The sequence below is a fragment of the Corynebacterium frankenforstense genome (genome assembly GCF_030211955.1).
Taxonomy (GTDB): Bacteria; Actinomycetota; Actinomycetes; order Mycobacteriales; family Mycobacteriaceae; genus Corynebacterium; species Corynebacterium frankenforstense_A.
Window position 1 is genome coordinate 1 of the sequence record NZ_JASODI010000006.1, and the last position, 25,320, is coordinate 25,320.

17 protein-coding genes, 2 tRNA genes and 1 CRISPR repeat array are annotated in these 25,320 nt (G+C 69.2%); of the genes, 1 reads left to right on the forward strand and 18 read right to left on the reverse strand.

Going from position 1 to position 25,320, the window contains the following annotated elements:
* Nucleotides 1-48 precede the first annotated feature (48 nt).
* A CRISPR array of direct repeats spans nucleotides 49-4,959; the repeat unit is 28 nt; unit sequence GGCTCATCCCCGCTGGCGCGGGGAGGAC.
* 69 nt (nucleotides 4,960-5,028) lie between these two features.
* From cas2e to QP119_RS04305, 16 genes are all read right to left on the reverse strand, one after another.
* Nucleotides 5,029-5,382 carry a type I-E CRISPR-associated endoribonuclease Cas2e gene (cas2e, locus tag QP119_RS04230; RefSeq protein WP_284774011.1) on the reverse strand — a complete coding sequence of 118 codons (354 nt, stop codon included), beginning with the start codon at nucleotides 5,380-5,382 and terminating at the stop codon, nucleotides 5,029-5,031.
* Entirely contained in the window at nucleotides 5,382-6,326 is a 945-nt protein-coding gene (gene cas1e / locus QP119_RS04235; protein WP_284773848.1) for a type I-E CRISPR-associated endonuclease Cas1e, read from the reverse strand. The genes cas2e and cas1e overlap by 1 nt, the downstream gene beginning before the upstream one ends.
* Nucleotides 6,327-6,343: 17 nt before the next feature.
* Nucleotides 6,344-7,006 (reverse strand): type I-E CRISPR-associated protein Cas6/Cse3/CasE, encoded by a 663-nt coding sequence (gene cas6e, locus QP119_RS04240; RefSeq protein WP_284773850.1) that lies wholly within the window; start codon nucleotides 7,004-7,006, stop codon nucleotides 6,344-6,346.
* Complete coding sequence (cas5e, locus tag QP119_RS04245) at nucleotides 7,003-7,701, reverse strand: type I-E CRISPR-associated protein Cas5/CasD (RefSeq protein ID WP_284773852.1); 699 nt, start codon at nucleotides 7,699-7,701, stop codon at nucleotides 7,003-7,005. Before cas5e ends, cas6e begins: the two co-directional genes overlap by 4 nt.
* On the reverse strand, nucleotides 7,698-8,861 hold the full coding sequence (gene cas7e, locus QP119_RS04250) for a type I-E CRISPR-associated protein Cas7/Cse4/CasC (protein ID WP_284773854.1): 1,164 nt from the start codon (nucleotides 8,859-8,861) through the stop codon (nucleotides 7,698-7,700). Before cas7e ends, cas5e begins: the two co-directional genes overlap by 4 nt.
* Before the next feature lie 87 nt (nucleotides 8,862-8,948).
* A complete protein-coding gene (gene casB / locus QP119_RS04255; protein WP_284773856.1) occupies nucleotides 8,949-9,584 on the reverse strand; it encodes a type I-E CRISPR-associated protein Cse2/CasB in 636 nt (211 codons plus the stop codon).
* 5 nt (nucleotides 9,585-9,589) lie between these two features.
* Nucleotides 9,590-11,284 carry a type I-E CRISPR-associated protein Cse1/CasA gene (gene casA, locus QP119_RS04260; protein WP_284773858.1) on the reverse strand — a complete coding sequence of 565 codons (1,695 nt, stop codon included), beginning with the start codon at nucleotides 11,282-11,284 and terminating at the stop codon, nucleotides 9,590-9,592.
* Complete coding sequence (gene cas3 / locus QP119_RS04265) at nucleotides 11,281-14,100, reverse strand: CRISPR-associated helicase Cas3' (protein ID WP_284773860.1); 2,820 nt, start codon at nucleotides 14,098-14,100, stop codon at nucleotides 11,281-11,283. The genes casA and cas3 overlap by 4 nt, the downstream gene beginning before the upstream one ends.
* 239 nt (nucleotides 14,101-14,339) lie before the next feature.
* Nucleotides 14,340-15,626 (reverse strand): tRNA guanosine(34) transglycosylase Tgt, encoded by a 1,287-nt coding sequence (tgt, locus tag QP119_RS04270; protein ID WP_284773861.1) that lies wholly within the window; start codon nucleotides 15,624-15,626, stop codon nucleotides 14,340-14,342.
* Nucleotides 15,627-15,804: 178 nt separating this feature from the next.
* Entirely contained in the window at nucleotides 15,805-16,182 is a 378-nt protein-coding gene (locus QP119_RS04275; RefSeq protein WP_284773863.1) for a hypothetical protein, read from the reverse strand.
* A 53-nt stretch (nucleotides 16,183-16,235) separates the two neighbouring features.
* Nucleotides 16,236-16,928, reverse strand: coding sequence for a hypothetical protein (locus QP119_RS04280; protein WP_284773865.1), 693 nt, complete (start codon nucleotides 16,926-16,928; stop codon nucleotides 16,236-16,238).
* A gap of 377 nt (nucleotides 16,929-17,305) precedes the next feature.
* Nucleotides 17,306-19,870: an MMPL family transporter gene (locus QP119_RS04285; protein WP_284773866.1), complete on the reverse strand. Its 2,565-nt coding sequence runs from the start codon at nucleotides 19,868-19,870 to the stop codon at nucleotides 17,306-17,308.
* Nucleotides 19,871-20,134: 264 nt separating this feature from the next.
* A tRNA-Ser gene (locus tag QP119_RS04290) sits at nucleotides 20,135-20,222 on the reverse strand.
* A 191-nt stretch (nucleotides 20,223-20,413) separates the two neighbouring features.
* Nucleotides 20,414-20,617 (reverse strand): CsbD family protein, encoded by a 204-nt coding sequence (locus tag QP119_RS04295; RefSeq protein ID WP_284773867.1) that lies wholly within the window; start codon nucleotides 20,615-20,617, stop codon nucleotides 20,414-20,416.
* A gap of 273 nt (nucleotides 20,618-20,890) precedes the next feature.
* Complete coding sequence (locus QP119_RS04300) at nucleotides 20,891-21,319, reverse strand: nucleoside deaminase (RefSeq protein ID WP_284773868.1); 429 nt, start codon at nucleotides 21,317-21,319, stop codon at nucleotides 20,891-20,893.
* A 170-nt stretch (nucleotides 21,320-21,489) separates the two neighbouring features.
* Complete coding sequence (locus tag QP119_RS04305) at nucleotides 21,490-22,023, reverse strand: tRNA adenosine deaminase-associated protein (protein ID WP_284773869.1); 534 nt, start codon at nucleotides 22,021-22,023, stop codon at nucleotides 21,490-21,492.
* A 37-nt stretch (nucleotides 22,024-22,060) separates the two neighbouring features.
* On the opposite strand from QP119_RS04305, the gene QP119_RS04310 reads away from it, so the two are divergent.
* On the forward strand, nucleotides 22,061-23,116 hold the full coding sequence (locus tag QP119_RS04310) for a prephenate dehydrogenase (protein ID WP_284773871.1): 1,056 nt from the start codon (nucleotides 22,061-22,063) through the stop codon (nucleotides 23,114-23,116).
* Between the two features lie 287 nt (nucleotides 23,117-23,403).
* On the opposite strand, the gene QP119_RS04315 is transcribed toward QP119_RS04310, so the two are convergent.
* Together QP119_RS04315 and QP119_RS04320 are read right to left on the reverse strand one after the other, a co-directional pair.
* Nucleotides 23,404-23,476: transfer RNA gene (locus QP119_RS04315), tRNA-Arg, on the reverse strand.
* A 256-nt stretch (nucleotides 23,477-23,732) separates the two neighbouring features.
* Nucleotides 23,733-25,316 (reverse strand): SLC13 family permease, encoded by a 1,584-nt coding sequence (locus QP119_RS04320; RefSeq protein WP_284773873.1) that lies wholly within the window; start codon nucleotides 25,314-25,316, stop codon nucleotides 23,733-23,735.
* Between the last annotated feature and the right edge of the window lie 4 nt (nucleotides 25,317-25,320).

The window sequence follows — 25,320 nt, forward strand, 5'->3', positions numbered from 1 at the left end:
TGGCGCGGGGAGGACGCCCACGTATCAAACATATAGGGCGTCTTTTGGGGCTCATCCCCGCTGGCGCGGGGAGGACCATATCGGCCAATTCGGCCAAATACTTCACAACGGCTCATCCCCGCTGGCGCGGGGAGGACGCCCACGTATCAAACATATAGGGCGTCTTTTGGGGCTCATCCCCGCTGGCGCGGGGAGGACCGGCGATGATGGTTTCTCTGTCACGCCGGAGCGGGCTCATCCCCGCTGGCGCGGGGAGGACTCGCCGGAGGTGATGATCCGCCCCGATGATGGGGGCTCATCCCCGCTGGCGCGGGGAGGACTTGGTAGAAATAACATCGCCCTCTTCGTCAAACGGCTCATCCCCGCTGGCGCGGGGAGGACGTGACCACACCAAAAGCCCGCCGGGCCGGTCAGGGCTCATCCCCGCTGGCGCGGGGAGGACGCTCGGCGCGATCCGGTGCGGCCGGACGACTCGGGCTCATCCCCGCTGGCGCGGGGAGGACACCTTCCACTGCGCGGCGCGCACCGCCGCACTGGGCTCATCCCCGCTGGCGCGGGGAGGACGATGGTGAGAGCGGTTTTCCAGGTGACGCATGGGGCTCATCCCCGCTGGCGCGGGGAGGACACTCAAAATGCGGTGTCCGCGAGGACGTCCCGGGGCTCATCCCCGCTGGCGCGGGGAGGACCCAAAAATCGAGCCACCCAAGAAAATATTCGACGGCTCATCCCCGCTGGCGCGGGGAGGACTACACCTGGCGAAACAAAGGCGCTGATGTTCCGGGCTCATCCCCGCTGGCGCGGGGAGGACTCGCTCGGGCTTCACGCCAAGAAGATCCAGATAGGCTCATCCCCGCTGGCGCGGGGAGGACGCGGCCGCGATCCGGCCGGCGGCCTGCACGGCGGGCTCATCCCCGCTGGCGCGGGGAGGACGCGTCGACGAGGGTCAGGTACTGGCCGGCGGAGGGCTCATCCCCGCTGGCGCGGGGAGGACGGCCGAGCCACCCGTCGACAGTCTCCGGGGTGGGGCTCATCCCCGCTGGCGCGGGGAGGACGCCTCGGTGAGGTCCGCCTCGGCCTGCTTGACCGGCTCATCCCCGCTGGCGCGGGGAGGACACCACCTGGATGAAGCAGATGATCGGCTACGGCGGCTCATCCCCGCTGGCGCGGGGAGGACTGCCTCCGGGAAGCGTCCGGTCCGGGTGGATGGGGCTCATCCCCGCTGGCGCGGGGAGGACTGCGGGCCGACGTGGCCCATGGCCCAGCCGGAGGGCTCATCCCCGCTGGCGCGGGGAGGACGTCCCGTCGCCGCCGTGCTTGAACACGAGGAACGGCTCATCCCCGCTGGCGCGGGGAGGACCACGGACCCATACGGATACGACGGTGGAGGGGGGGCTCATCCCCGCTGGCGCGGGGAGGACTACGGCGGAACTACCGCCGATGCCGTCGAGGCAGGCTCATCCCCGCTGGCGCGGGGAGGACGACGACGTGTCCTGCTCCGGCCATCCGGTCTACGGCTCATCCCCGCTGGCGCGGGGAGGACAGTCCTACCCGCCGCGGCCCGCAGGCTCAGAAGGGCTCATCCCCGCTGGCGCGGGGAGGACTCAATCGGCTTAAGCGTGACCCGGCCGGTCACCGGCTCATCCCCGCTGGCGCGGGGAGGACTTTCGAGGTCGTAGGAGGTTAGTGTGACGAACGGGCTCATCCCCGCTGGCGCGGGGAGGACCGCACCCGGCCACGCCAGTAGACGGACCCCGACGGCTCATCCCCGCTGGCGCGGGGAGGACGCCGCCGGGGTCAAGTTCGGGTTCGTGTGGCAGGGCTCATCCCCGCTGGCGCGGGGAGGACTCCCCACCAACCTGCCTAGATCGCGCCGGTGATCGGCTCATCCCCGCTGGCGCGGGGAGGACCCGGCCGGTGCGGAGCCCGGCACGGACGCCGAGGGCTCATCCCCGCTGGCGCGGGGAGGACGAACTGCTCGACGTGGACGACCGGCAGCGGGCGGGCTCATCCCCGCTGGCGCGGGGAGGACGTCGGCTCCCGCTTCCAGACCGGTGAGCCGATCGGCTCATCCCCGCTGGCGCGGGGAGGACCGGTGCCAGTCGTCCACATCACGGCGCGTGAGCGGCTCATCCCCGCTGGCGCGGGGAGGACCCTGCGGGTGACCAGGTGGTGCGGGGCCAGGACGGCTCATCCCCGCTGGCGCGGGGAGGACGGACGCCCGGGAGGCGCGCCGTCGGTTGGACGGGGCTCATCCCCGCTGGCGCGGGGAGGACCGGGTCCCAAATGTCGTCAAACCCGGGGTCCTTGGGCTCATCCCCGCTGGCGCGGGGAGGACCTAGTCGGCGCCATTCGGCGAGCCCCTCGGTGGGGCTCATCCCCGCTGGCGCGGGGAGGACTCCACACCACGGCCGTGAAGGTCGCGGCTGGGGGGCTCATCCCCGCTGGCGCGGGGAGGACCACGACGGGCTTATGTCGTGGTGGGAGGATGAGGGCTCATCCCCGCTGGCGCGGGGAGGACTGATGATCCATGAGGCCGCCCAATTCGCCGATGGGCTCATCCCCGCTGGCGCGGGGAGGACAACATGGCATTAACCTGGGCCGGATCATCCGCGGGCTCATCCCCGCTGGCGCGGGGAGGACTGTGCCGAATGCCATTGTGCTCAATGAGGCCGAGGCTCATCCCCGCTGGCGCGGGGAGGACCAGGTCCTCGAGGACAAGGAAGTCCTCATGCACGGCTCATCCCCGCTGGCGCGGGGAGGACGTGGCGAAGGCCTACGTGGCCCGCGTCCACAAGGGCTCATCCCCGCTGGCGCGGGGAGGACAGGCCGCGTTCTACCCCCTGGATTCGCGGGTGGGGCTCATCCCCGCTGGCGCGGGGAGGACAACGCCACGGTCCTCGCGAACCCTCACTGCAACGGCTCATCCCCGCTGGCGCGGGGAGGACTCGATCTCGGCGAGCCGTCGGAGTTTCTCATCGGGCTCATCCCCGCTGGCGCGGGGAGGACGGTGAGCTCGCATGTCTCTTAACTACCGCAAGCGGCTCATCCCCGCTGGCGCGGGGAGGACGGGCCGTTGCCGTCGAGGTGATCGGCGATGTTCGGCTCATCCCCGCTGGCGCGGGGAGGACTGTCTTTTGTGGTTGTGCACCATAATGCGGGTGGGCTCATCCCCGCTGGCGCGGGGAGGACCACCCAGTAGGTCTTGTTGGCGGCGCTCGTTCGGGCTCATCCCCGCTGGCGCGGGGAGGACACGGAGATCGCCTACACCGACGGCGAGTTGGACGGCTCATCCCCGCTGGCGCGGGGAGGACCGCGTCGGTTATGTGCAGCGTGAGCGAGGACGGGGCTCATCCCCGCTGGCGCGGGGAGGACCGCGCTCGTTTTGGCCTACAACCGGTCTGAGACGGCTCATCCCCGCTGGCGCGGGGAGGACCTTTCCGCCGAGATTGGTGCGGACCTGGAGAAGGGCTCATCCCCGCTGGCGCGGGGAGGACTTGGAATTGCGGGTAATCAGTGTGATGTCCCGCGGCTCATCCCCGCTGGCGCGGGGAGGACGCGGTGTCGGAACCGGGCAGCACCGGAAACACCGGCTCATCCCCGCTGGCGCGGGGAGGACTTCGCTTTTGCGGCATGATATAATTCCCTCATGGGCTCATCCCCGCTGGCGCGGGGAGGACTGGAATCCGCCCGTGAGTCCGAGAAGTCGGCGCGGCTCATCCCCGCTGGCGCGGGGAGGACTACGTATGACGCTTTCGGTTGGGAGATTGACCGGGCTCATCCCCGCTGGCGCGGGGAGGACTCCGCGGCACCGAGGGCGGCCGCACGCTGACGGGGCTCATCCCCGCTGGCGCGGGGAGGACCTGGCCCTGATGGCCGGCGCCTACGTGATGGTGGGGCTCATCCCCGCTGGCGCGGGGAGGACCCCGCGCGGCGAGCAGGGCTCCCCCGGCTCCGGGGCTCATCCCCGCTGGCGCGGGGAGGACGACGGTGCGGTCATGGAGGTCACCCCGAAGATCGGCTCATCCCCGCTGGCGCGGGGAGGACGGTAGTGCGCCGGAGGATTTCGACCGCATGACGGGCTCATCCCCGCTGGCGCGGGGAGGACATGCCGCAGAAAGCAAGCCCAGGTCCGGGCACCGGCTCATCCCCGCTGGCGCGGGGAGGACGACCGCGCCGCCCGCGCCGCCGCCCGCGCCGAGGGCTCATCCCCGCTGGCGCGGGGAGGACAGCTCCGAGGCGAGCCTTTCGGAGAGGTTGCTGGGCTCATCCCCGCTGGCGCGGGGAGGACCGGCCGTGGCGCTTCACGCTCGGCCAGAAACGCGGCTCATCCCCGCTGGCGCGGGGAGGACAAGTAGTGCTGCGCGGCAGCGACCTCGGGAATGGGCTCATCCCCGCTGGCGCGGGGAGGACGACCGGGCCTAAACGGACAACGAGACGACCAGAGGCTCATCCCCGCTGGCGCGGGGAGGACAAGGTCGGCAATCTAGGCGGCGGCGGGTATTACGGCTCATCCCCGCTGGCGCGGGGAGGACGCTCGGCCTCTGCCGAACCTCTGTCCTTCTTGCGGCTCATCCCCGCTGGCGCGGGGAGGACTTCGATCGAAGAAGAGCGCCGGTTCAGAAACACGGCTCATCCCCGCTGGCGCGGGGAGGACGGCTTCACGCCAAGAAGATCCAGATAGGCGGGGGGCTCATCCCCGCTGGCGCGGGGAGGACTGCTGACGGCCAGGCAGATGGCCGACGACGAGAGGCTCATCCCCGCTGGCGCGGGGAGGACCTCATGATCTTCAAGGCGTTGTCGATCTTCGGGGGCTCATCCCCGCTGGCGCGGGGAGGACTTTCCGCCCGCGAGTCCGGGACAACGTGAGGCGGGCTCATCCCCGCTGGCGCGGGGAGGACACCGAGCGCTTCCTGCGGAAGTCGGGTGCACAGGGCTCATCCCCGCTGGCGCGGGGAGGACACTTGCAGAGCTGCAGCTTTAGGAGCCTGAACCCCATTCTAGATACGACTTGTCCGCGGAAGCCCGACTCTAACCGTGCGGACGACGGGCTCGGCGGGCATTTCTAGCGATACTCCAGCCGGTGTTTCTCCGCGCCGTCCTGCCGCGGGCTTTGGTATCACGCATCATCAGCGTCAATCCATCGAAGTCGGTCGGTGTCCAATCGCTCAGATGCGTGCGGAATTCCATTCCCTGTTCGTTGTCACTGGAATAAACCAGAATCGCTCTACCCTGCTGGAGAAGATCCTCGGTTCGATCCCACAGCAGATCACGGACCCGGGCAGAGGGCCTACCCACGAATACGCCAGGCGCGACCTCCATAAGCCATTTCGTCAGATCTCCGCGCAACCCCGCCGGACAGGCGGTCACCACGAGAACCATCATCAATGCATCACCGGATCATCCTCTGGCCCCCAGTTCACCCCGGATGCAATGACCTCAAGCTCGTTCCACAACATAAGGTCCACATCAACAAGTTCCGCTCCCTCGACTTTCATCAGCGAATAAAGGTCCCGAACCATACGCTTCATCACACGCAATTTCTTCACCTTGTGCCGGAGCGCTCGGCGTACTCTTCCGCCAATTTCTCCGTCGGGTGCGCCAGCGCATTCAAACGCAGCGGGGATAGCGGTCTCCGCCTTGTAGAGATCGGCGATGTCATAAACGAAAGCCCGGTCGGTGCCCGTGTGCACAACCCCGAGGGAGGGCACAAATCCGAGTCCTACGATGACGGCATGCGTGATCCCGTACAAGGCGGCGTTTGCAGTGGTCAACGCGCGGTTTATCGGATCTCCGGCGTCAAAGTCGTTCGGGTCGTATCGGCGACGGTTCCAGTCGACGCCGGTGCGCTCCGCTTCCGCGGCGTAAATGCGCTTAACCCTGGCGCCCTCTCGGCCCCGAAGCTGCGACATCGTCAACCTGGAGACATCCTCACCGGGGAAGCGCATGCCATACATCTCGCGGGCACATTGGAGACGGCGACGTTGGTTCGTCACGATCCGGGCCTGCGCCTCAGCCATCCGGGAGGACTTCGCCGGCGGCCTCCCGTGCGCGTAGTACCGCACGCCACCTGTACCGACCCAGACGACCGTGCACCCGGCGTCGCCAAGCAACGCAATCGCGGCGTTGGTGATCCTGGTACCCGGCCCCAGCATCAACACGGAAAGCGTGGTCGCAGGTACGTGAGCGATGCCCCGACTGTCCAGGACGGTCAGTGCGTTGTCCTTCCTGTTGACGACCGCCCGTTCCACGTAGAGGAAAGTCAGGCGGTCCTCCATGCGCGCGAGTTCACGGCGCACGATCGGAATTTCGCTGGGTGTCCTTGGCATCTTTAGGGGTACCTGTCTTAATGCGGCTGCGCCAGTGTCAGCAGACCACACCCGTAGGCTTTGGCCTTGCCCAATCCGTTAACGAGAGTCGACCTCAATGCGTCGACGTCAGTCACTTCAAGGACGCCGTCGAAACGCGCGGTCCGCACAGTGACCGTCCGGTCCCTTCTCCGGAACCTGAGGTTGGCTCTCTCCACCACTCGTGCGGTAGGCGGACATCCGTCTTCGTCGGACCCGGCCACGGAGAATCCCGCGTTAACGGACTTCTTGATCAACCAGTCCAGCTGTTGCTCCGGGGTGACGTGCGGCACGACTTTGCCTCGGGTACCACGGTCGCCGGCCTTGCTCATGACCGGATTGGCCACTAGCTCGAAATGCCAGTGCTGCCCTTTCTTGAGTGCAGCGAGGAATCGTGTGTACTCCGCGGTTTGCGCCGGCCGTGTCGCCCACCCGGCCTGTTCGACCAGGCCGGTGGCATCCGGCTGCTCAGGCCCCACGACATAGAGAACATGCTCGTGGCCCCGATGATCGACCCTCCACAGCACCCGGGCATCGTCTTGCTCGATGTCCGGCGGAAAAGTCGCCCGCACCGCCGCGTGCATGGCCTGCGGATTGGTGAGGAGCTTCCGCGCCTGCCTGCGCTGCGGGTTGATCAGAACCCTGGTCAGTGTCGCCGTCACGCTGAGATCACCGCCTCGAAGAACGGGTCGTCGGAGCGCCCCTCGGGGTTGTCGACGATCACCGGTTCATCCTGGACGACTTCACGCCAGGAGTAACGGCGGTGTTCCTGAGCGAAGGACACGGGGACGTCCTGATGCGGAACGCCTTCCTCACCGGGGTCCGCATCCCGGTAGATCGGAAGCGAGACACTCCGCGTGCGCTCACGTCGGTGCGATCGACTCGCCTGCCAGGGGGTGTCTCTGAGTGCGGCGACCGCATCACCGTCATGCACCCCGATCACGAGGCCGGCGGGGACCGGGCAGTTACGGCGCCCGAGGAACAACGGGAAACGCGGCTTCCGCAGCGCTTCGGCCAGATTCTCGAGGAGATCACGGTCGTCGGCCTCGATCGCCGCGACGAACACGGCATCGGCCAGGTAGTAACGGGTCACCAGACTCGTCCCGCCCCCGGACTGCCATTCCTGTGCCGTCTGATAGTCCCGGAGAAGGGAACCCGGCTGATCCACGCGGACAGCGAACCGCAGACCTGCCAGATCCGTGACCGGCTCAGAGCGCCGCCGACCCTGAGCGGCGGCGAGCATCCCGATCACACCCGACTTGGTGGGGACCTGGCCGGTGGCACGAATCTTGTATCGGCTGGAGTCGCCCCAGGCCTGCATCGGCCCCTTCAGCAGCAGTAGCAGTGTCGCGGTCACCGGGCCTCATCCTCCAGCGAAAGTTCGCGGACGAGCACCTCGTGGAGCTGGCCGCCGAGCTCCGGCAGCGTCGTCGCCTTCGCGTCGAGCTCCTCGAAGGGCTTGCGCAGATCGCCCAGCCCGATGAGGAAGGCTGCGACGGGGACGAACCCGTACTGCTGCTCGATCTCGCGTTCCTCCGCCGCGAGGCGACGCGCGGCCACCGCGCGTCGCCCTTCATCCTGCTCTGCGACGACGGGCTCCTCGAAGGCGTTGACCAGGGAGACTGGGCGCGTGTCCCGGACAGCGACGTAGACCAGCTCCGGGAGGGTCTGGTTGGCGAAGGTGTTCAGCTTGCCGGTGGGCATACTCTTGATGAAGGCGTCGACGAACGCCTCCGCCGCGGTGACAGCGGCGGAAGCATCACCGAGGTTCTCCGCCAGGGAGTCCAAGGAGACATTGGCGTAGCGGTACAGGGTCGATGACATCATCTGGACCGTGCCGATCATGCCGGCACCGGTCTCGGCCTCGTCCTCGTCGAGGTCGTCCACCGCGGTGAAGTAGTCGAATTCCGGCTCAGAGGCGTGCACGCCGATGGCGTGAGCGACCTGGACGGACGCGTCGACGTTGTAGTCCGCGTCATCTGCGACCATACGACCGAACATCGCGATGTCTACGGAGTGGTCGGTGTTGAAGAGCTTCTTGGCGTCTGTCTTCTTGATCTTCTCCCCGTCAGCGTCGACGACCGCCTGGGCGATGTTGTGGATCTGCTGCTTGCTCAGGAAGAGCAGGTAGCCGGTCTTGGCGAGCTCACGCCGGTGGTCGTCGTCCAGCTCATCGTCCTCGGGAGCGTTCTTCGGGTCGACGAGTTTGATCTTCAGGGTCTTGAACACCGCCGAGGCCTCGGAGACCGCACGGTCATCGGGCCACGCGTCCTCGCCACCGATCTCCTGGATCTCGTCCACCACCAGGTCGAGCACCCGCTTGGTGCGGAACCCGACCATCGCCGGGTCGAAGTCCTCCTCGAAGGTCCTGCGGATCGCGCGCTTCCACGACTGCGAGGAGACACGCTGACGAGGGACGCCGCCGAATACGGCGGACTTGGGCGCGCCGGTGTCGTCCCGGTTGATCAGGCTCGGCGGCAGCGACTGCAGTGCGTGGATGTCGAGGATGAGGGGCATGTCATGTTTCCTTTCGGAGGTCGCCGGGAGTGTTTCCCGGCGTGGGTTGATTCTGGATTCGAGGTGTCGGTACCCGGACCAGCCGGGCTAGGCGGTCGGGTGGCTTTCGGCCCGCCGGTTCTTCCGGTACGGGGCGAGCGCGAAGTCGCGCCCCCACCGCAGCAGGACGCCGTCGCGGTGTCGGGGGTTCATCAGGGCCCGGAGATCCCGGGCGAAGGCCCCGTAGTCGAAGCCGAGCTGCTGACCGCGCAGCAGCGTGATCAGCGACCGGACATGGGTGAGACGGGAATGCGGATTCTGCGCCAGCAACAGCGCGTCGAAACGGGGCTTCATGGACTTGGATTCGCTGCGTGCGGCGAGCAGGCCGCAGGCGGTGGCGAAGGAGGTCCCACGAACGTGCACCGGTGCCGTCGCGCTCTGCATGTGCAGAGCGAACAACGCCAGCGCCTGGTAGGCCGCCTCCTCGGACGGGGACGGCCCGTCCTGGGTGCCGACCTCGTTCTCGGTGAGGACCGGATCCATCACGCCCAGGACCCGCTCCAGGGCGAGCGGGTCCGACAGCGCCGGCCGCCCTGCACCACGCCGCAGCTCAGCGAGCACGCCCCTGGCTGCTGGTGCCCGGCCGCCACCGGAGAGATAGTCGTTCTGCAACCGGTTGACCGTCACACCGACGGCGACGGCGAGTGGCGCACGCTCCTCCGCGTGTGTCTGGGTTTCTGACATCTTCGTCACTTCTCCTCACTGGTCTCTGGGTTCGTTTCCACGGCGGTCGTGGGCAGTGCCTTACGCAGCGCCACCTGCAGGCTCCGGTAGGCGCTGCCGGCGGAGACGATGGAGTCCGGCCCGTCGCCACGCCCGGGTACCGTCTTGCCGACGAGTGCCTTCGGGCCGGCACCACGCAGCAGAACCCGGGCCTGCGAGAGGATGGTCTCCTGCACCGTGGACTGCCAGGCGCGCACCGCCTGGTCGAGGCCCTCCCGATCGAGCTTCCCTATCCACTCGAGAAACTCGGGCTCGAGTTCCTTGAGCAACGCGTCGGTCGGGGAGCTCTGGAATTCGTAGTCACCGCCGGCGGCCTCGAGGAGACTCCCGGCGAACCTCCCCAGCGCCACCGCCGCATCGCTGGTGGCCGCGGCCTGGTCGATCAGCGTCCGCCGGGTGGACACCGCCGAGGGTGCCAGGAGGCTCCGCGGAAGTTCGATGTGGGTCGCCACGGTGGTGCCCATCGTCGAGGCCTGCGGCCCGTACTCGGTCGAGACCAGCTGCAGGTCCACCCAGTCGGGTGCGGCGTCATCGTTCTCAAATTCGGCGACCTGGTCCAGGGTGCGGGGACGCTTGGGAGGGAGGTCCTTCTTCGACCTGGAGTCGCTCTCCTCGCCGTAGCCCTCGTCCTTCTCGGCGATGATCAACGGCTCGAGCGAGCGCCACATCGTCCGCTCCAGGTCGTACGGGCGCGGGTAATAGACGACGTGATCGCGCTTCGACTTGTTTCTGCTGTACCGGTACGGCGTCATCGGGTCGTCGCTCACGTTCGCACCGGCGTCGGGGATCTTGTCGCCGTTGCTGACGAGCACACCGGTGACGAGGTCCCCCTCGGTGTGGAGACGCACGCGGCGCGACTGCCAGGTCGCCAGGTCCGCCGCGCCCTTTGGCGTCGGGTCCTTCCGCTCGGCGGGGTCGTCGGGCTGGCGCTCCCATACGGGGTGGTCGTCCTCGCGGGCCAACGCCTCCTCCACCGTGTTGAACAGCAACGTGTGCCGGAGGGTCTCGCCGACGATGACCGTGCCTCCGGTCATGCCGCTCCAGCCGGTGCCGATGGGATAGCCTCTGCCGCCCTTCACGCGGGGATCACCGAGGGCACCGGACTTGATCCCCGAGTAGTCGTAGGCCTGCAGATGGACCAGCCAGCGGGCCGCCTCGGCCAGGCCCAGGCTCTGCCGGCCGGCGCCCGCGCGCATGGTGAAGTCGTCCGACTCGGCCTCGGGGATCATCCTGCTGACCCCACTGATCTTTCCCGACCCGGTGGCCAGGTCAGCGACCTGCATGAACGGCTGTTCGGGGTGGAGCAGGTCGAAACGGTCACCCCACTTCTCCAGGTACTCCAGGACGGCTGCATCAGCCTCGCCGGCGTCGACACTGGCTAGCTGGGTCTCGAACCACCCGCCGTGGTCGTAGGTCTCACCCGGCGCGGGCTGCGCGTCCGGGACGTGGGCGCGCCAGTAGATCGCCAGCAGCAGTCGCAGCACGGCGTAGTCCTGCGTCGGCGAGTCGCCTCGCACGCCGCGGATCCCGGTGCTCCCGTCGAAGACCTGTCGGATGCTCACCTCCGCTTCCGTTCCGTCGGTGAGCTGGCAGCGGATCCACGGTCTGTCCACCAGCGAGAAACTCTCTGCCATCGGCTTCTTCTCCTTTGCCTCTGTCATTCGTTTTTCACACTACGGTCACCCCGTGACGGAGCCGACAGATCTTCGAAACCAAGTTCGGACGAGTAACGCACCGGATGCCCCGCGATCTCGCCGCGACCGTCCTCGTCCAGCACCAGGGCCAACTGCCCCTTCAGGAGGAAGTGGTTCGCCCACTCCGCGGGCGTGTGCGCCTCAAGATCGTCAAGGACCTTCACGATGACGCCCTCCCTGGTGAAGGTCCCCGGCAACCGCACCGTGGTACGGGTTAACAGGTCCATCACCTCTCGCTCGGGTTCCACACCGAAGCTCGCTTCCGCGGGCGATCCCCACGGGTGGTAGCCGTATTCTCCGACCACGATCGGGATGACCTCGATCGAGTCGCCGGCGTCGCGCACCTGGGCCACGGCGGCCTGCTCCGGATCAACCTTTCGGTCCGGCGCGTGATACCTGGTAAACAAAGGTTCCAGCTTCATGGCGTGCCCGGGCTCCGGGATCTGGAATACCCCGGCACGCCAGAGTGCTTCAGCGCGCGCTTCGCTGCTGCGCTCCTGGGCCTCCGCCCAGGCATTCTCCCAGCCCGGGGGCGCCTCCCGGGAGGGGTCATAGACGGCGTGCACCAACGGCTCGATGTCGTCGGGACGCCGGAACCCGCCGGGGATCACTGTCTCCTCGAACTCGGCCATGGTCGCCAGCAGCACCGCCGGGTCGTAGATGGCGGCGGTACCGGGGTCGAGCCTCGGTGCGGGGTCACGGCCGAGGACTCCCCGCACCAGCATCGCCGCTTGCGTGACCGGTCCCGGCCGGTCGCCGGCCGGACGGTCGTGGCGGTGCATGCGCCCGGCGCGCTGGATGAGCAGGTCCATGGGCGCGACGTCGGAAATCAGCAGGTCCACGTCGATGTCGAGGCTCTGCTCGGCGACCTGAGTGGCCACCACGACCTTGCGGTACGGGCGCCCCGCCCCCCGGTGCGCGTCGGGGCCGAGTTCCGCACGCAGGCGGTCCTCCTTCACGGCGCGTTCGTTGGCCAGGAACCGGGAGTGGTGCAGCTCGACCTCTCCGGGGAATTCCTCGACGCAGGCCGAGTACATCTCCTGGGCCCGGGCAACGGTGTTGCACACGACCAGTGCACACCCGCCCTCCGCGAGCCTTTCGCCCAGTTGAGCGACGGCAGCCGGCACGGCGTCGTCGATGAACTCCACCACGGCGTGCATGTCCGTCGGCCGCGCGGGCACCTCGATCTCGCTTACCTGCTCCCGAGCCACGGTTGTGACCAGCGGGTAGGCGCGGGAGGAGACCGCGGCCGGCTCCGTGGACCACTCGCCGCGGTAGGCGGCGATGAGCTGGGCCTTCTGCGCAGGTGGGAGGGTCGCGCTCATCAGGATCACCGGGACGCGGTAACGCGCCAGCCACTCCAGGGTCTTCGCCAGATAGGAGTACATGTAGGCGTCGTAGGCGTGCACCTCGTCGATGAGCACCACCTTTCCGGCGAGGCCGACGTGGCGGAGCATGGAGTAGCGCATCTGCAGGGCGAGCATGAGCACCTGGTCGACGGTTCCGACGACGAAGTTCGACAGGAGCCCCTTGTGCCGTCCGCTCAGCCAGCGCGACGCGAAGACCTCACCGACCTCGCTCTCGGCGGCCGCCGCGTCCTCGTCGATCCCGTCGAGGAGCAGCCGCTGGTAGGAGTCGGAGAGCGCGGACTTCGAGTGCGCGAGGAACATGGAGGCGACCTCAGACCCGGGGGTCGCGGCACGCGACCACTCGAGGACGCGGTCGAAGAGGCCGTTGGCCGTGGACATCGTGGGCGCGGCGAAGAAGACGCCGTGGGCACCGTCCTTGACCGCGAGATGATGCGCGGCCGCCAGTCCCGCCTCGGTCTTGCCCTCACCGGTCGGGGCCTCGATGATCACCAGTCCGCCGTCACCGTCCGGCATCCCCTCCACCGCCTCGAGCACGGCCCGCTGGACCGGGCGTGCGGTGAAGTGCCCCGGCCAGGCGAAGATCGACCGGAAGTACTCGTCGGCGTCAAGGTGCCCCGGCCAGACGGAGTGCCAGGCCCCGGAGAGGTCGACCGCCGCAGTACCTGCCGCGACCCGGTCGGCCTGGGTGCCGCGCGAGACCATCGGGAAGGCGAACTTGTTGGAGGCGATCCAGTCCGCCATCACCACGATGCCGGTGAGCAGCGAAAGCGCCGGTGCCGCAGGCCGGATCCGAAGGTCCGGCAGCACCTCGTCGATCCCGGTCAGCTCGGCGATGGCCGCGAGAATCTCCTCCTGGACCTCGTGCCACTCGGCGGGGTGCTCCGTGATGAGTATCCGGGCCTGCTTGACGTCCTGCCCGGCCGGCGCGATGCCGTGGTGGGCTCCCGCGACCGAGGCGAAAGCACCGGCGACTCTCCCACCGACGCCCCGACCCTTGAGCCACGCGGCGAGAATCACCTGCGAGGCGGTGCCGTGGGGCAGGAACGGCATGTCCGCGGCCCGCCGCCAGGCGCCCAGGGACAGACCCGCTGCACCGATGCCGGCGACGATTTCCGCCCCGGCCCCCGTCGCCTCGATCTGACGGGTGAAGTTCTGCGTCGCCTTACCGATGTCATGGGTGCCGGCCAGCCAGGTGACTAGGACGAGGGCCTGCTCCTCATGCAGCCCCGTCATCCTCGCGATCTCCCGCTTCACCGCGTCGGGCACCCATCCGCCCCAGAGGGCCTCCGCGACACAGGCGGCGTCGACGAGGTGCTGCGGAAGGGTGAGCCAACCGGTCTCGTCACCGGACTTCGCCCACAGGCTGCGGGCGCGCGCGCTCAGCCCCGAGACGGCGTCGCCGCGCTCCCACAAGGGCACTCTGCCGGCCGGGGCATCTCCCTCCGACGCCGATTTCGGTCGGTGCTCCCCATCCGCCATGACAGCCGCCCGTCGCTTCCGGTTCCCTGAATACCGGCCGAAAATCGCCTGTATTCATCTTTACGAATAGACGCCTTCAGGTTACCGGAACCACTGCGCACCAACAGTGAGCATGACACCACCCCTGGTGGGAATCGCAGACAGCACTCCTCCGAAGCCCAGAACCCAGCCCCCTACTTCCGCCCCGCGTAGTACCGCCCGAGAAACTCGTCGCGGTACTCGGCGAAGCGCCCCTCGGCGATCGTGGCGCGCATGTTTTCCACCAGCCGGACCATGAACTCCAGGTTGTGCAGCGTGCACAGCGTGCCGGCCAGGTACTCGTGCGCCTTGAGCAGGTGGTGCAGGTAGGCGCGCGAGTAGTTCCGCGAGACGTAGCCGCCGAACTCCTCGTCCACGCCGCGGAAGTCCCGCTTGAAGCGCGCGGCCGGCAGGTTGATCCGCCCGTCGAGCGTGTAGACCCCGCCGCGCCGGCCCAGCCGCGTCGGCGCCACGCAGTCGAAGGTGTCCGCGCCCGCCGCCACGGCGGTGAACAGGTCGTCCGGCTCGGAGATGCCCAGCAGGTGGCGCGGCTTGTCCTCGGGCAGCTCGTCGCAGACCCAGCCGACGATGGTGCCCAGGTTCTCCTTCTCCAGCGCCCCGCCGATGCCGAAGCCGCCGAAGCCACGCGCACCGCGCTGCTGCGCGGCGTCGGAAAGCTCAATCAACCCGCGCGCCGCACGTCGCCGCAGGTCCTCGTACTGCGCGCCCTGCACCACGCCCCACAGCGACTGGCGCGGCCGGTGCGTGCGCTCGCGGGTGAGCCGGTCGTGCTCGATGAGGCAGCGCTCGGCCCAGCGGCGCGTGCGCTCGACGGAGGACTCCTGGTAGGCGCGCGTGTCGACGAGCGTGGTCAGCTCGTCGAAGGCGAACATGATGTCCGCGCCGAGGGAGTGCTGGATCTGCATCGAGCGCTCCGGGGTGAAGCGGTGCAGCGAGCCGTCGATGAAGCTCTTGAAGTCCACGCCGTCCTCGTCGACGTGGGCCTTGCGCTCCTTGTCCACGGCGCGGATGTCCGCCTCGGTCAGGTTGGTCAGGTCCATGGCCAGCACCTTGCGAAAGCCCACGCCCTGGCTCATCACCTGGAACCCGCCCGAGTCGGTGTAGGTGGGCCCGCGCCAGTTCTCGAAGGCCGCCACTCCCCCGGCCTCGTCGACGATGTCCTCGCCGGGCTGCAGGTAGAGGTGGTACGCGTTCGAGAGGATCGCCTGCGCGCCGGTGGAGCGCACCTGCTCCGGGGTCAGCGTCTTGACGGTCGCCTTGGTGGCCACGGGGATGAACGCCGGGGTGGCGATCTCACCGTGCGGCGTGCTGATCACGCCCGTGCGCCCGTGCACCTCGTGCCCGCTGGCCGCCACCTCGGCGGGGTCCAGGCGCGTGTCCACGCGGAAGCTGAGGTCGGTGTCCATGGCGGGGGTGTGCATGTTCTCCGATGCTAATGGTCCGATTGACGACGCCGCGCGTGCCCCGCGTGAGCGCGTACGTGCGGCCGTGCGCGGTGCCGTACGCGTTCTTGCGCGGCGCCGGGCGCCTGCGCCCGGCACGGGAAAGCCCCGGGGTGCGGCCTTTCGGCCGCTCCCCGGGGCTCACGCCTCAGCACTGTCAGGCGCGGCGGCGGTTGGTCAGCGCGGCGGCGCCGCGCAGGGCGACGCCCGCCAGCAGCCACCAGGCCACACCGTTGCCGCCCGCCTTGGGCAGCGTGCCGGTGCGCACGTCCGCGACCTTCAGGACGCCGACGCAACCGCAGTCCGCGGTCCCGGCGACCTCCGCCTCAGGGTGCTGGGCGGCGTCGAGTACCTCGGTGACCACACCGTCGTCGGCGTTGACGAGCCGGAACCGGATCGGCTGGGCCAGCAGCTCGAAGCCGCGCGGGGAGCGGGTCTCCACCAGCAGGTACTCCTGGTCGAGCTCCAGCGGCTCAGTACCGGTGGACAGGAGCCGTCCGCCGTCGTCGGGCAGCCGCTGGTCCAGGCGGGCCACGGTCTGCCTGCCGTTGGCCGTGCGGACCTCGGAGGCGTGGCCGGCGTCGATGCTCAGGCGGGCTCGGTGACGCGGTAGGTCTTGACCTCACCCGCGCGGACCTCACCCGCGCGGACCTCGGCCTGTGGGCCACCGTTGCTGCCGGCGACCGCGAAGGTTCCGTCACGCTGCACGCGCACGGCCCGGTCGTCCACGCGCACCTCACGCACCTCTACCGTGTCGGTGAAGCCGAGGCGGTCGACCACGGTGATCTGCCGCGGCACCCGGGACTTCCGGTTGTCCACGGAGATCCGGTAGGTGATCCGGCCGTGCTCGGTGTCGTTGCCGACGACCTCCTTGGTGGTCGACGGGGCCGGATTCTTCGGTTCCGGCACCGGCGCGCAGGCGTCGGCGGCAGCGTCACCGCGACCGGGAGAGCTGACATGTGCGGTGTTGAACAGTCCATGGCCGGGACGGCCGGTGCACTCAGCGTCCGGGTCGTTCTTCGCCTTCAGGAAGTCCCTGTAGCTGAAGTCGACGACGACTTTGAAGCCGAAATGCTTCTTGGCGGGCACGATCGCCCGCCTGTCCTGCGTGCCGTGGATCGTGTATCGCCCCTCGCGGTTCGCGGTGCGCTCCATGCCGCCGACTTCGAAACGCTTGATCTCGACATTGTCGGCGAACTGCGGGCGGTCGAGGTGCGCCGGTAGTTCACGCGCACCGTGTAGGTGTGCTTCTTGCCGGAGAGCCTGCCGGAGATGCCCCACAGGTCGTCCTTCCCGCCCTTCTGCAGCTTCATCGAGGCCGGGTCGATCGGGTCAAAAATGGCGACCTCGCTCATCGTGCCGTCGCGATAGGGCGCGGGCACCTCGTAGCGGCAGGAGTCGCGGGACTCCGGATCGTTCTTGGCCACGGCCTCGCCGGCGCTGGTCGTCAGGTCGACGCCGTCAATGCGGCGCGCCTCGAAGACCGCACCCGCGGCCGGCTGCTTCGGCGACCCCTCCCCGCCGCATCGCGCAGCCGCTCCCCCACCCACGTGCCCCCGGAGACGGCTCGAGCACCCTGCCGCGGCAACCTCGCCGCGCACAGACCGACGCCGCGCCGAACACCCCTGGGTACGCGGCGCGGCGTCGTCAAGCGGGCCTCAACGCCGACGGTGCGCGGCCACCGCACGGGCGCGCGGCGCGGCGTCGTCACTTTCATCCGTGGCGTCCCCGGCCCCCTCCCGGCCGATGAGGCCGGCCTCGAAGTCCTTCTCCAGCTTCGAACCCTCGACGTCGAGACTCGGCAGGATGCGGTCGAGCCAGCGCGGGATCCACCAGGTCGCCCGGCCCATGAGGAACATGGTCGCCGGCACGAGCGTCATGCGGATGAAGAACGCGTCGAAGAGGACGCCCGCGCCCAGCGCGAAGCCGAAGATCTGGATGAACGGCAGCGGCTGGTTGATGAACGCGACGAAGACGGCAATCATGATCAGCGCCGCCGCCGTGACCACGCGCGCGCCGGCGGAGAAGCCCTCGATGACGGACTCCTCGACGCCGTTGTAGCGCGAGCCCTCGCGGGCGCGGCCGCCGTTGTGCGTGTAGTGCTCGCGCATTCGGCTGACCAGGAACATCTGGTAGTCCATCGCGAGGCCGAACGTCACGCCGATCAGGAAGATCGGCATGAAGGAGATCAGCGGCCCCGGCGAACTGACCAGCCCCCACAGGCCCTCCTGCCAGAACAGCACGGTCACGCCGAACGCGGCGCCGACCGAGAGCAGGAAGCCCAGGCCCGCGACCACCGGCACCGTGATCGAGCGAAAGACCAGCAGGAGCAGCACGATCGCCAGGCCGACCACGATGGCCAGGTAGAGCGGCATCGCGTTGCCCAGCTCCTCGGTGATGTCCATCTGGACGGCCGTCAGGCCCGTCATGCCGACCGTGGCGCCCGTGGCGGCCTCGATCTCGGCGGCGCGGTCGCGCAGGGCGTGGGAGACGTCGACGGTCTCCTGCTCCTCGGGGCCCGTGAACGGGGTGATCATGACCTGGGCGGCGGTGGTGTCGTCGTTCATGCCGACCAGCTGGGCGTTCTTGATCTCCGCCATGCCGTCGATCTTGTCGACGGTGTAGATGTAGGCGGCCTGGGCGGCGGCCCTGTGCTCGTCGAAGGGCTCGGGGGCAGCGTTGGCGGCGCCCTCGGCCGGTGCACCCTCGGCGTCGGCGGACTCAGCCTCCGCGGCCGCGGCCTCGGCCGCCTGCCGCTGCGCCTCCACGAAGGGGCGCAGGGCGGGCGCGTCGGGGTCGACGGCGTGGGCGTCGACGACGAAGAGCAGCGGGGCGTTGACGCCGGCGCCGAAGCCCTCGGCCATCAGGTCGGCGGCCTTGCGCTGGGTGGTGTCGACATTCGAGGTCGTGTCCGAGGGCAGCGCCATCTCCAGGCGCGTCACGGGCAGCGAGAGCACGCCAAGGCCCAGGATCACCGCGGCGAGCATGAGCGCCGGGACCTTCTGCACCAGCGTGACCCAGCGTCGGCCCATGGTCATGCCCTTGCGGAAGCGCTTCGGCCAGGTGCCGTCGCGCTTCTTGTTGCCGGCCACGCCTGGGATGCGTGCGCCGAAGGCCTTCTCGCCGAAGATGCCCAGCAGCGCGGGCACCAGGGTCAGGGCCACCAGCATCGCCACGGCCACCGTCAGCGCGGCGAGCAGGCCCATCCAGGACAGAAACTCGATGCCGGCGACGACGAGGGCCGCCAGCGCGATGATCACTGTCGCCGCGGCGAAGACCACGGCCGAGCCCGCGGTGCCCACGGCCATGCCGGCGGCGTCGGGCGCGGACATGCGTTCCCGTTCCACGCGGTAGCGCGAGAGGATGAACAGCGCGTAGTCGATGCCCACGGCCAGGCCGATCATGATCGCCAGGGTCGGGGTGACGTCGTTGAGCTCGACGACGGCTGTGGTCAGAAGGATCGAGAGCACGCCGATGCCCACGCCGATCACGGCGGTGATCAGAGGCAGACCCGCGGCGATCAGCGAGCCGAAGGTCAGCAGCAGCACCACGAAGGCGACGGCCAGGCCGACGACCTCACTGGTGGCCTTGATGGCGATCGGGTCGCCGAAGCCGGCGCCGCCGGCCTCGACCTGCAGGCCCTGCCCGCGGCCGAGCTCCATGGCGTCGTAGACGGCCTGGCGCTGCTCGTCGCTGACCTCCATCGCAGAGTCGACGTCGTAGTCGAAGGTCGTGTAGGCGATGCGCCCGTCGTCGGAGACCAGCGCGAGGTTCTCGGCGTCCTCGCGCGCGGTCGCCTCGGGCAGACCCTGCTCGACGGACATGTCGTAGACGCCCTGCGTCAGCTGCGGCGAGAGCACCACCGGGTTGCCGAAGCGCTGGGTGTTGCGGATCTCGCCCTGCAGGCTGTCCTCGACGGCGCCCACGACGTCGTCGATGGTCTCCTTGTTGTGCTCCTCGTCGAGCCTGCTGCCGTCCGTGGTGGCGAAGACGAGGTTGACCGTCGCGGCGTCGGCGGGGTTGCCGGCCTCGGGGAAGTTCTCCATCATCAGCTTGGTCGCCTCGATGGACGGGGCGTTGCCGATGCTGAACTGGCTGGAGAACGGCTTGCTGAACCCCACCGCGGCACCCGCCACGGCACCGAGGATGATCAGCCACGTCGCGAGGACGACCCACTTGCGACGGAACGACCAGCGTCCCATTTTGAAGAGCAGTTCAGCCACGTCAGTCCAGACTCCAGAGTCGAGGGTGCAGGGCAACAGTCCAATTCTACCCGTGTCCCGGAACGGTACCGAGGCCCCGCGGGTGCCACAAGAACTTTCCGACGCGCGCTGCCCCGGCGTTACATCACCGTCGCGGTGCGCGCCCCGTCTGCGGTGCGGGCGGATTCCCGCCCGCGTCCGGCGACGGTCGCCCCCGCCCATCGCTAAAAAAGGGACCGCGCCCCCCTCCCGATCCATTCGGGGAGGGGACGCGGTCCCGCTGCGCGGTGGCGGAGGGATTTGAACCCTCGGTTGGGGGTTACCCAACAATCGCTTTCGAGGCGATCACCTTCGGCCGCTCGGACACGCCACCGCCGAATAGGCTAACCGACCGGTTCCGCCGCGACCAAATCACCCGTTCGCGACGCTTTCCCCGCCCGCCTCGCGGCACCGCACGCGCCCCCGCGCACACCCCGCGCGCCCCACACACACGAAACGGCCCGGGAGGAAAATCCCGGGCCGTGCGCAGGGACCGCTCGCGCGGGCCCTTGAGGGAGACAAGTCTTACTTGTCGTCCTTGAACTTGCCGATGACCTCGTTGGCCTTGTCCTTGATGGCGTCGCCGGCGTCGGAGACCTTCTCCTTGGCGTCGGAGACGACCTGGTCGGCCTTGCCCTCGTTCTGCAGGTCCTCGTTGTCGGTCACGTCACCGGCGGCCTCCTTGGCCTTTCCGGCGAAGTCCTCAGCCGTGTTCTGGATGTCACCCATATGCATGCTCCTTTCGTCGGTGTTCTTGTGCTCTTCAGTCTAACGACGCCGCGCGCGCCGTGACGGGCGCAAAACTTTCAACGAACACCGTTCATCGATAAATGCCCAGTTCACGGCCCCGCATTTATTTCATGCATTGTGCACGGTCTGCGCGCGGCCCGCCACCGCGCGCGGTTGCGCGGTCGCTTTCCGACGCCGCGCCCGTCACCGTCGCGGCCGCCGCGGCGGCGTCGGCGCCCCGCGCCGCGCGCACCGAGGCAGGCGCCCCACGCCTCACCGTCGGGCGGCGAAGAACTGCGCGAGCAGACCGGCGCACTCCTCGGCGAGCACCCCGGCGCGCACCTGGGGCCGGTGCATCGTGGCGGTGTCGCGCACGAGGTCGAAGGCCGAGCCGCACGCGCCCGTCTTCTCCTCCCAGGCGCCGAAGACCAGCGAGCCGACGCGCGCGCCCACCAGGGCGCCGGCGCACATCGAGCACGGCTCGAGGGTGACCACGAGCTCGCAGTCGGTCAGCCGCCAGTCCCCGCGCGTCTTCGCCGCCGCGCGCAGCGCGAGGACCTCGGCGTGCGCGGTGGGGTCGCCGTCGGCGTCGCGGCGGTTGGTCGCCGCGGCCAGTTCCTCACCGTCCGGCGCGAAGACCACCGCGCCGACGGGCACGTCACCGTCCGGGGTCGTGCGCGCGACCTCGAGGGCCCGGCGCATCCGCTCGCGTGCGCGACGCTCCCCCGTGGCCTCAGGAAGAACAGAGCCCCCGTCCCCGGCCGAACGGGACCCCGGCCCTCCGGCGGCCGCGGAACCGGCACCACCACTGCCCCCGCGCACGGGCGCGCCTGAGCGCCGGGCGCCGGGGGACGGGACGTCGGAAATCGAACTCAATGCTCCGGGATCTCGACCTCGTCGAAGAGCTCGTCGTCGAAGCCGAGCTCCTCGGCGACACGCACGATCTGCTCGCTGGCCCAGGCGTCGAGGTCGTCGGTGATCAGCCCCATGACCTGCTCGGAAAGCCCGAGGTCGGCGAGGATGTCGAAGTCGCCCTCGGCCCAGGGGTCGACGTCCTCGACCTCGTCGGGGTTGAGGTCCGGCACCTCGGCGCCGATCTCCTCGAGCGCGGCGGCGGCGATGTCGTCCTCCACCCCGGCGGTCGCGTCCGAGAGCAGCACGCGGGTGCGGTTCGGCGAGGGGCGCACCACGATGAAGTAGTCGTCGTCCACGCACAGCAGCGCGAACGCGGGCCCCTCGGCGCGCAGCGCACGCACCGCGCGGATCGAGGTGTCCAGGTCGTCGAAGTCGTCGTCGAACTCGCACACGTGCCAGTGTGCGTCCGTCCTGGTCACGGTCACCGCGAAACTGGCGAAGTCCTCGCCCTCGCCGTCGAAGTCCACGTCGTCCGTGGTCTGGGGCTGCATACCGGCAACGGTAGTCGTCTTGTGTCATGCTTGTCAGGTGAGCTCACAACGCATCTCCCGCCCCGTATGCATCCTCGGCCTCGGCCTGATCGGCGGGTCCCTGCTGCGCGACCTCGTGGCCGCCGGCGAGACCGCCTACGGCTACAACCGCTCCCCCGATGCCGTCGAGGAGGCGAAGAAGGAGGGCTTCGACGTCACCTCCTCAATTTCCGACGTCCTGTCCCGCGCCCAGGGCGATGACGCCCTGGTCGTCGTCGCCACCCCCATGGGCGCCGTCGGCGAGATGCTCGACGCCATCGCCGAGCACGCCCCCGACTGCGGCTTCACCGACGTCGTCTCCGTGAAGGGCGCCGTGCTCGACGCCGTGCGCGAGCGCGGCATGGCCGAGCGCTACGTCGGCTCGCACCCGATGGCCGGCACCGCCGAGTCCGGCTGGGAGGCCTCGCACGAGGGGCTCTTCCGCGGGGCGGCGTGGGTGATCGGGTTTGACCTGGCGTGCGGGGCCTCCGGTGCCGGGGCCTCGGGCACCGGCGCCGCGGAGGTCCCGGCCTCCTGGGTGGAGCTGTGGAAGGACGTTGCGACGCTGGCCGGCGTCGTCCACGCCGAGGTCGTGCCCGGCCGCGTCGGGGTGCACGACGCCGCGGTCGCCCGCATCAGCCACATGCCGCACGTCCTCGCCGAGGTGCTCGCCGTGGTCGGCGACCAGGGCGGCGCCCTGGCGCACTCGCTGGCCGCGGGCAGCTTCCGCGACGCCACCCGGGTGGCAGGCAGCGAGCCCGCCCTGGTCCGCGCCATGTGCGAGACCAACGCCGCGGCCGTGGTCGACGTGCTCGACGAGGTCCTCGAGCTGCTCAACGAGGCCCGCGAGTCGCTCTCGTGCCCCGAGCCCGACATCGCCGAGCTCGCCGACGCCGGGCACAGCGCGCGCATCCGGTTCAAGGCCCGCGAGGCCTCCGGGGCGCGCGGCGGCGAGTCGGTCAGCCCGGTGCCGGTCTCCTCGCGCCCGGTGCTGCGCGTGCGCCCGGGTGAGGGCGAGTGGGTCCAGGTGCTCATCCAGGCCGAGTCGCTCGGCGCCCGCGTCGAGGTGTTCTAGGGGTTGGCGTGGGGCGGCCTGGGGTGGTCTGGGGGCGTTCCGCGTGCTCAGTCGACGTGCTCAGTCGGCGCGCCTCGCTCCCCCGGCCGGCGCCGGCCAGCGCCCCGCGCGTGCGGTTTTACCGGGCGCGGGTCGGTAAAAGCGCGCGGATCCGGGCGGGAAACCGTCCCCGCTCCCCCGATTGGCCCCGATGACCGGCCGACCGGACCGGTCAATCAGTCGGCCCACCCGCTGAATCGGGTCACAGACACGAAAATGGACCCCACCTTTCGACGGGGCCCTGATCGTGCGCCCGGAGGGATTCGAACCCCCAACCTTCTGATCCGTAGTCAGATGCTCTATCCGTTGAGCTACGGGCGCAGTCCGTCACCGGGGCTAGCCCCTGCAACGAGGAAATACATTACCCCCGGCCCCCGCGGCCACCAAATCCCCTGCTCACCAGGCAAAAATGCGCCGGCAGGCCCGGCCTTTCGCCCCGGCCCACACACAGACCCGGATCACACACAAAACCAGCCCGCGCAGGACCCTCCCCACGAAACGCAGAACCGGCCCGGACCCCACGAGGGGGCCGGGCCGGAACCGGGGTCACGCAGACCCGACGGTCACCGCACGGACGTCACAACACGATGCCGAAGACCGGGATCGCGATGAAGTACACGGTGATGGTGGTCAGCACGACGGCGATCAGGTTCAGCCAAATGCCACCCTTGATCATGTTGTCGATGCTCACGTAGCCGGAACCGAAGGCGATCGCGTTCGGCGGGGTGGCCACCGGCAGCATGAACGCGCAGGTGGCGGCCAAGGCGACCGGGATGGTCAGCAGCAGCACGTTCTGCTCGTTGCCGCCCTCGGTCAGGCCGATGCCCACGGCCACGCCGGCGAGGATCGGCAGGAAGGTCGCGGCGGTCGCGGTGTTCGAGGTGAACTCGGTGAGGATGAGCACCAGGGCGGCCACGGCGGCCACCAGCAGGATCACCGGCAGGACCTGCAGGCCCTGGGCCAGGTCACCGATCCAGAGCGAGAGCCCGGACTCGGAGAACATCTTGGACAGCGCCAGGCCGCCGCCGAAGAGGAGCAGCACGTCCCACGGCAGGTCGTTGGCGGTCTTCCAGTCCATCAGCTTCACGCCAGGCTTGTAACCGGAGGGCAGGATGAACAGCAGCAGCGAGGCGGCCAGGCCGATCGCGGCGTCGGCGATGGTGACGGACCAGCCGAAGTTGTCGATGAGGATCGGCACGAAGATCCAGCACAGCGCGGCACCGGCGAAGACGATCGCGGTGACGGCCTCGGGCTGGTGCATCTTGCCTAGCTTCTTGATCTCCTCGCGGATGAGCTCCTTGCCGCCGGGGATCTCCTTCATCTCGGGCTTGAACGCGGTGACCAGCACCAGCCACGCGATGATGAGGAAGACCACGGCGATCGGCACGCCGACGAGCATCCACTGGCCGAAGCCAATCTCGATGCCGTGATTGTTGGACATGTAGGCGACGAGCAGGGCGTTCGGCGGGGTGCCGATGATGGTGCCGACCGATCCGATCGACGCCGAGTAGGCGATGGCGAGCATCAGGGCGGTGGCGAAGTTGCGCTGGTTGCGCATGCCGCCGACGGTCTCGGCGGTCAGCTGCAGCACGGACATGCCGATCGGCAGCATGACCACGGCGGTCGCGGTGTTGGAGACCCACATCGACAGGAAGCCGGTGGCCAGCATGAAGCCGAGCACGAGCCGCTTGGGCTGGGTGCCCACGGCGTTGACGACGGTCAGCGCGAGCCGGCGGTGCAGGTTCCAGCGCTGCATGCCGAGCGCGAGGATGAAGCCACCCATGAACAGGAAGATCGTGGGTTCGGCGTAGGAGGAGGAGATCTCGCCGAACTCGATGACCTGGAGCAGCGGGAACGCGACCAGCGGCACCAGGGCGGTGGCGGCCAGCGGGATGGCCTCGGTCATCCACCAGGCGCCCATGAGCACGGCGACGGCGGCGGTGATCCGCATCGCGCTGCCGGTGTAATCGACGCCGTCCTCGGCGTAGGCGTCGTTGATGCGCTCGGCCGCGCCGTCCGGGAAGATCAGGTAGATGACGACGGCCAGCAGCAGGCCGACGATCAGGCCGGTCACCCGCCGGCGGATGTCCTTGAAGTCTGGGGTGCGGGAGTCCTCGCCTACTGCGTGTGAGGAACTCTCTTGGACCTTGGGTGTGGTCATGGCT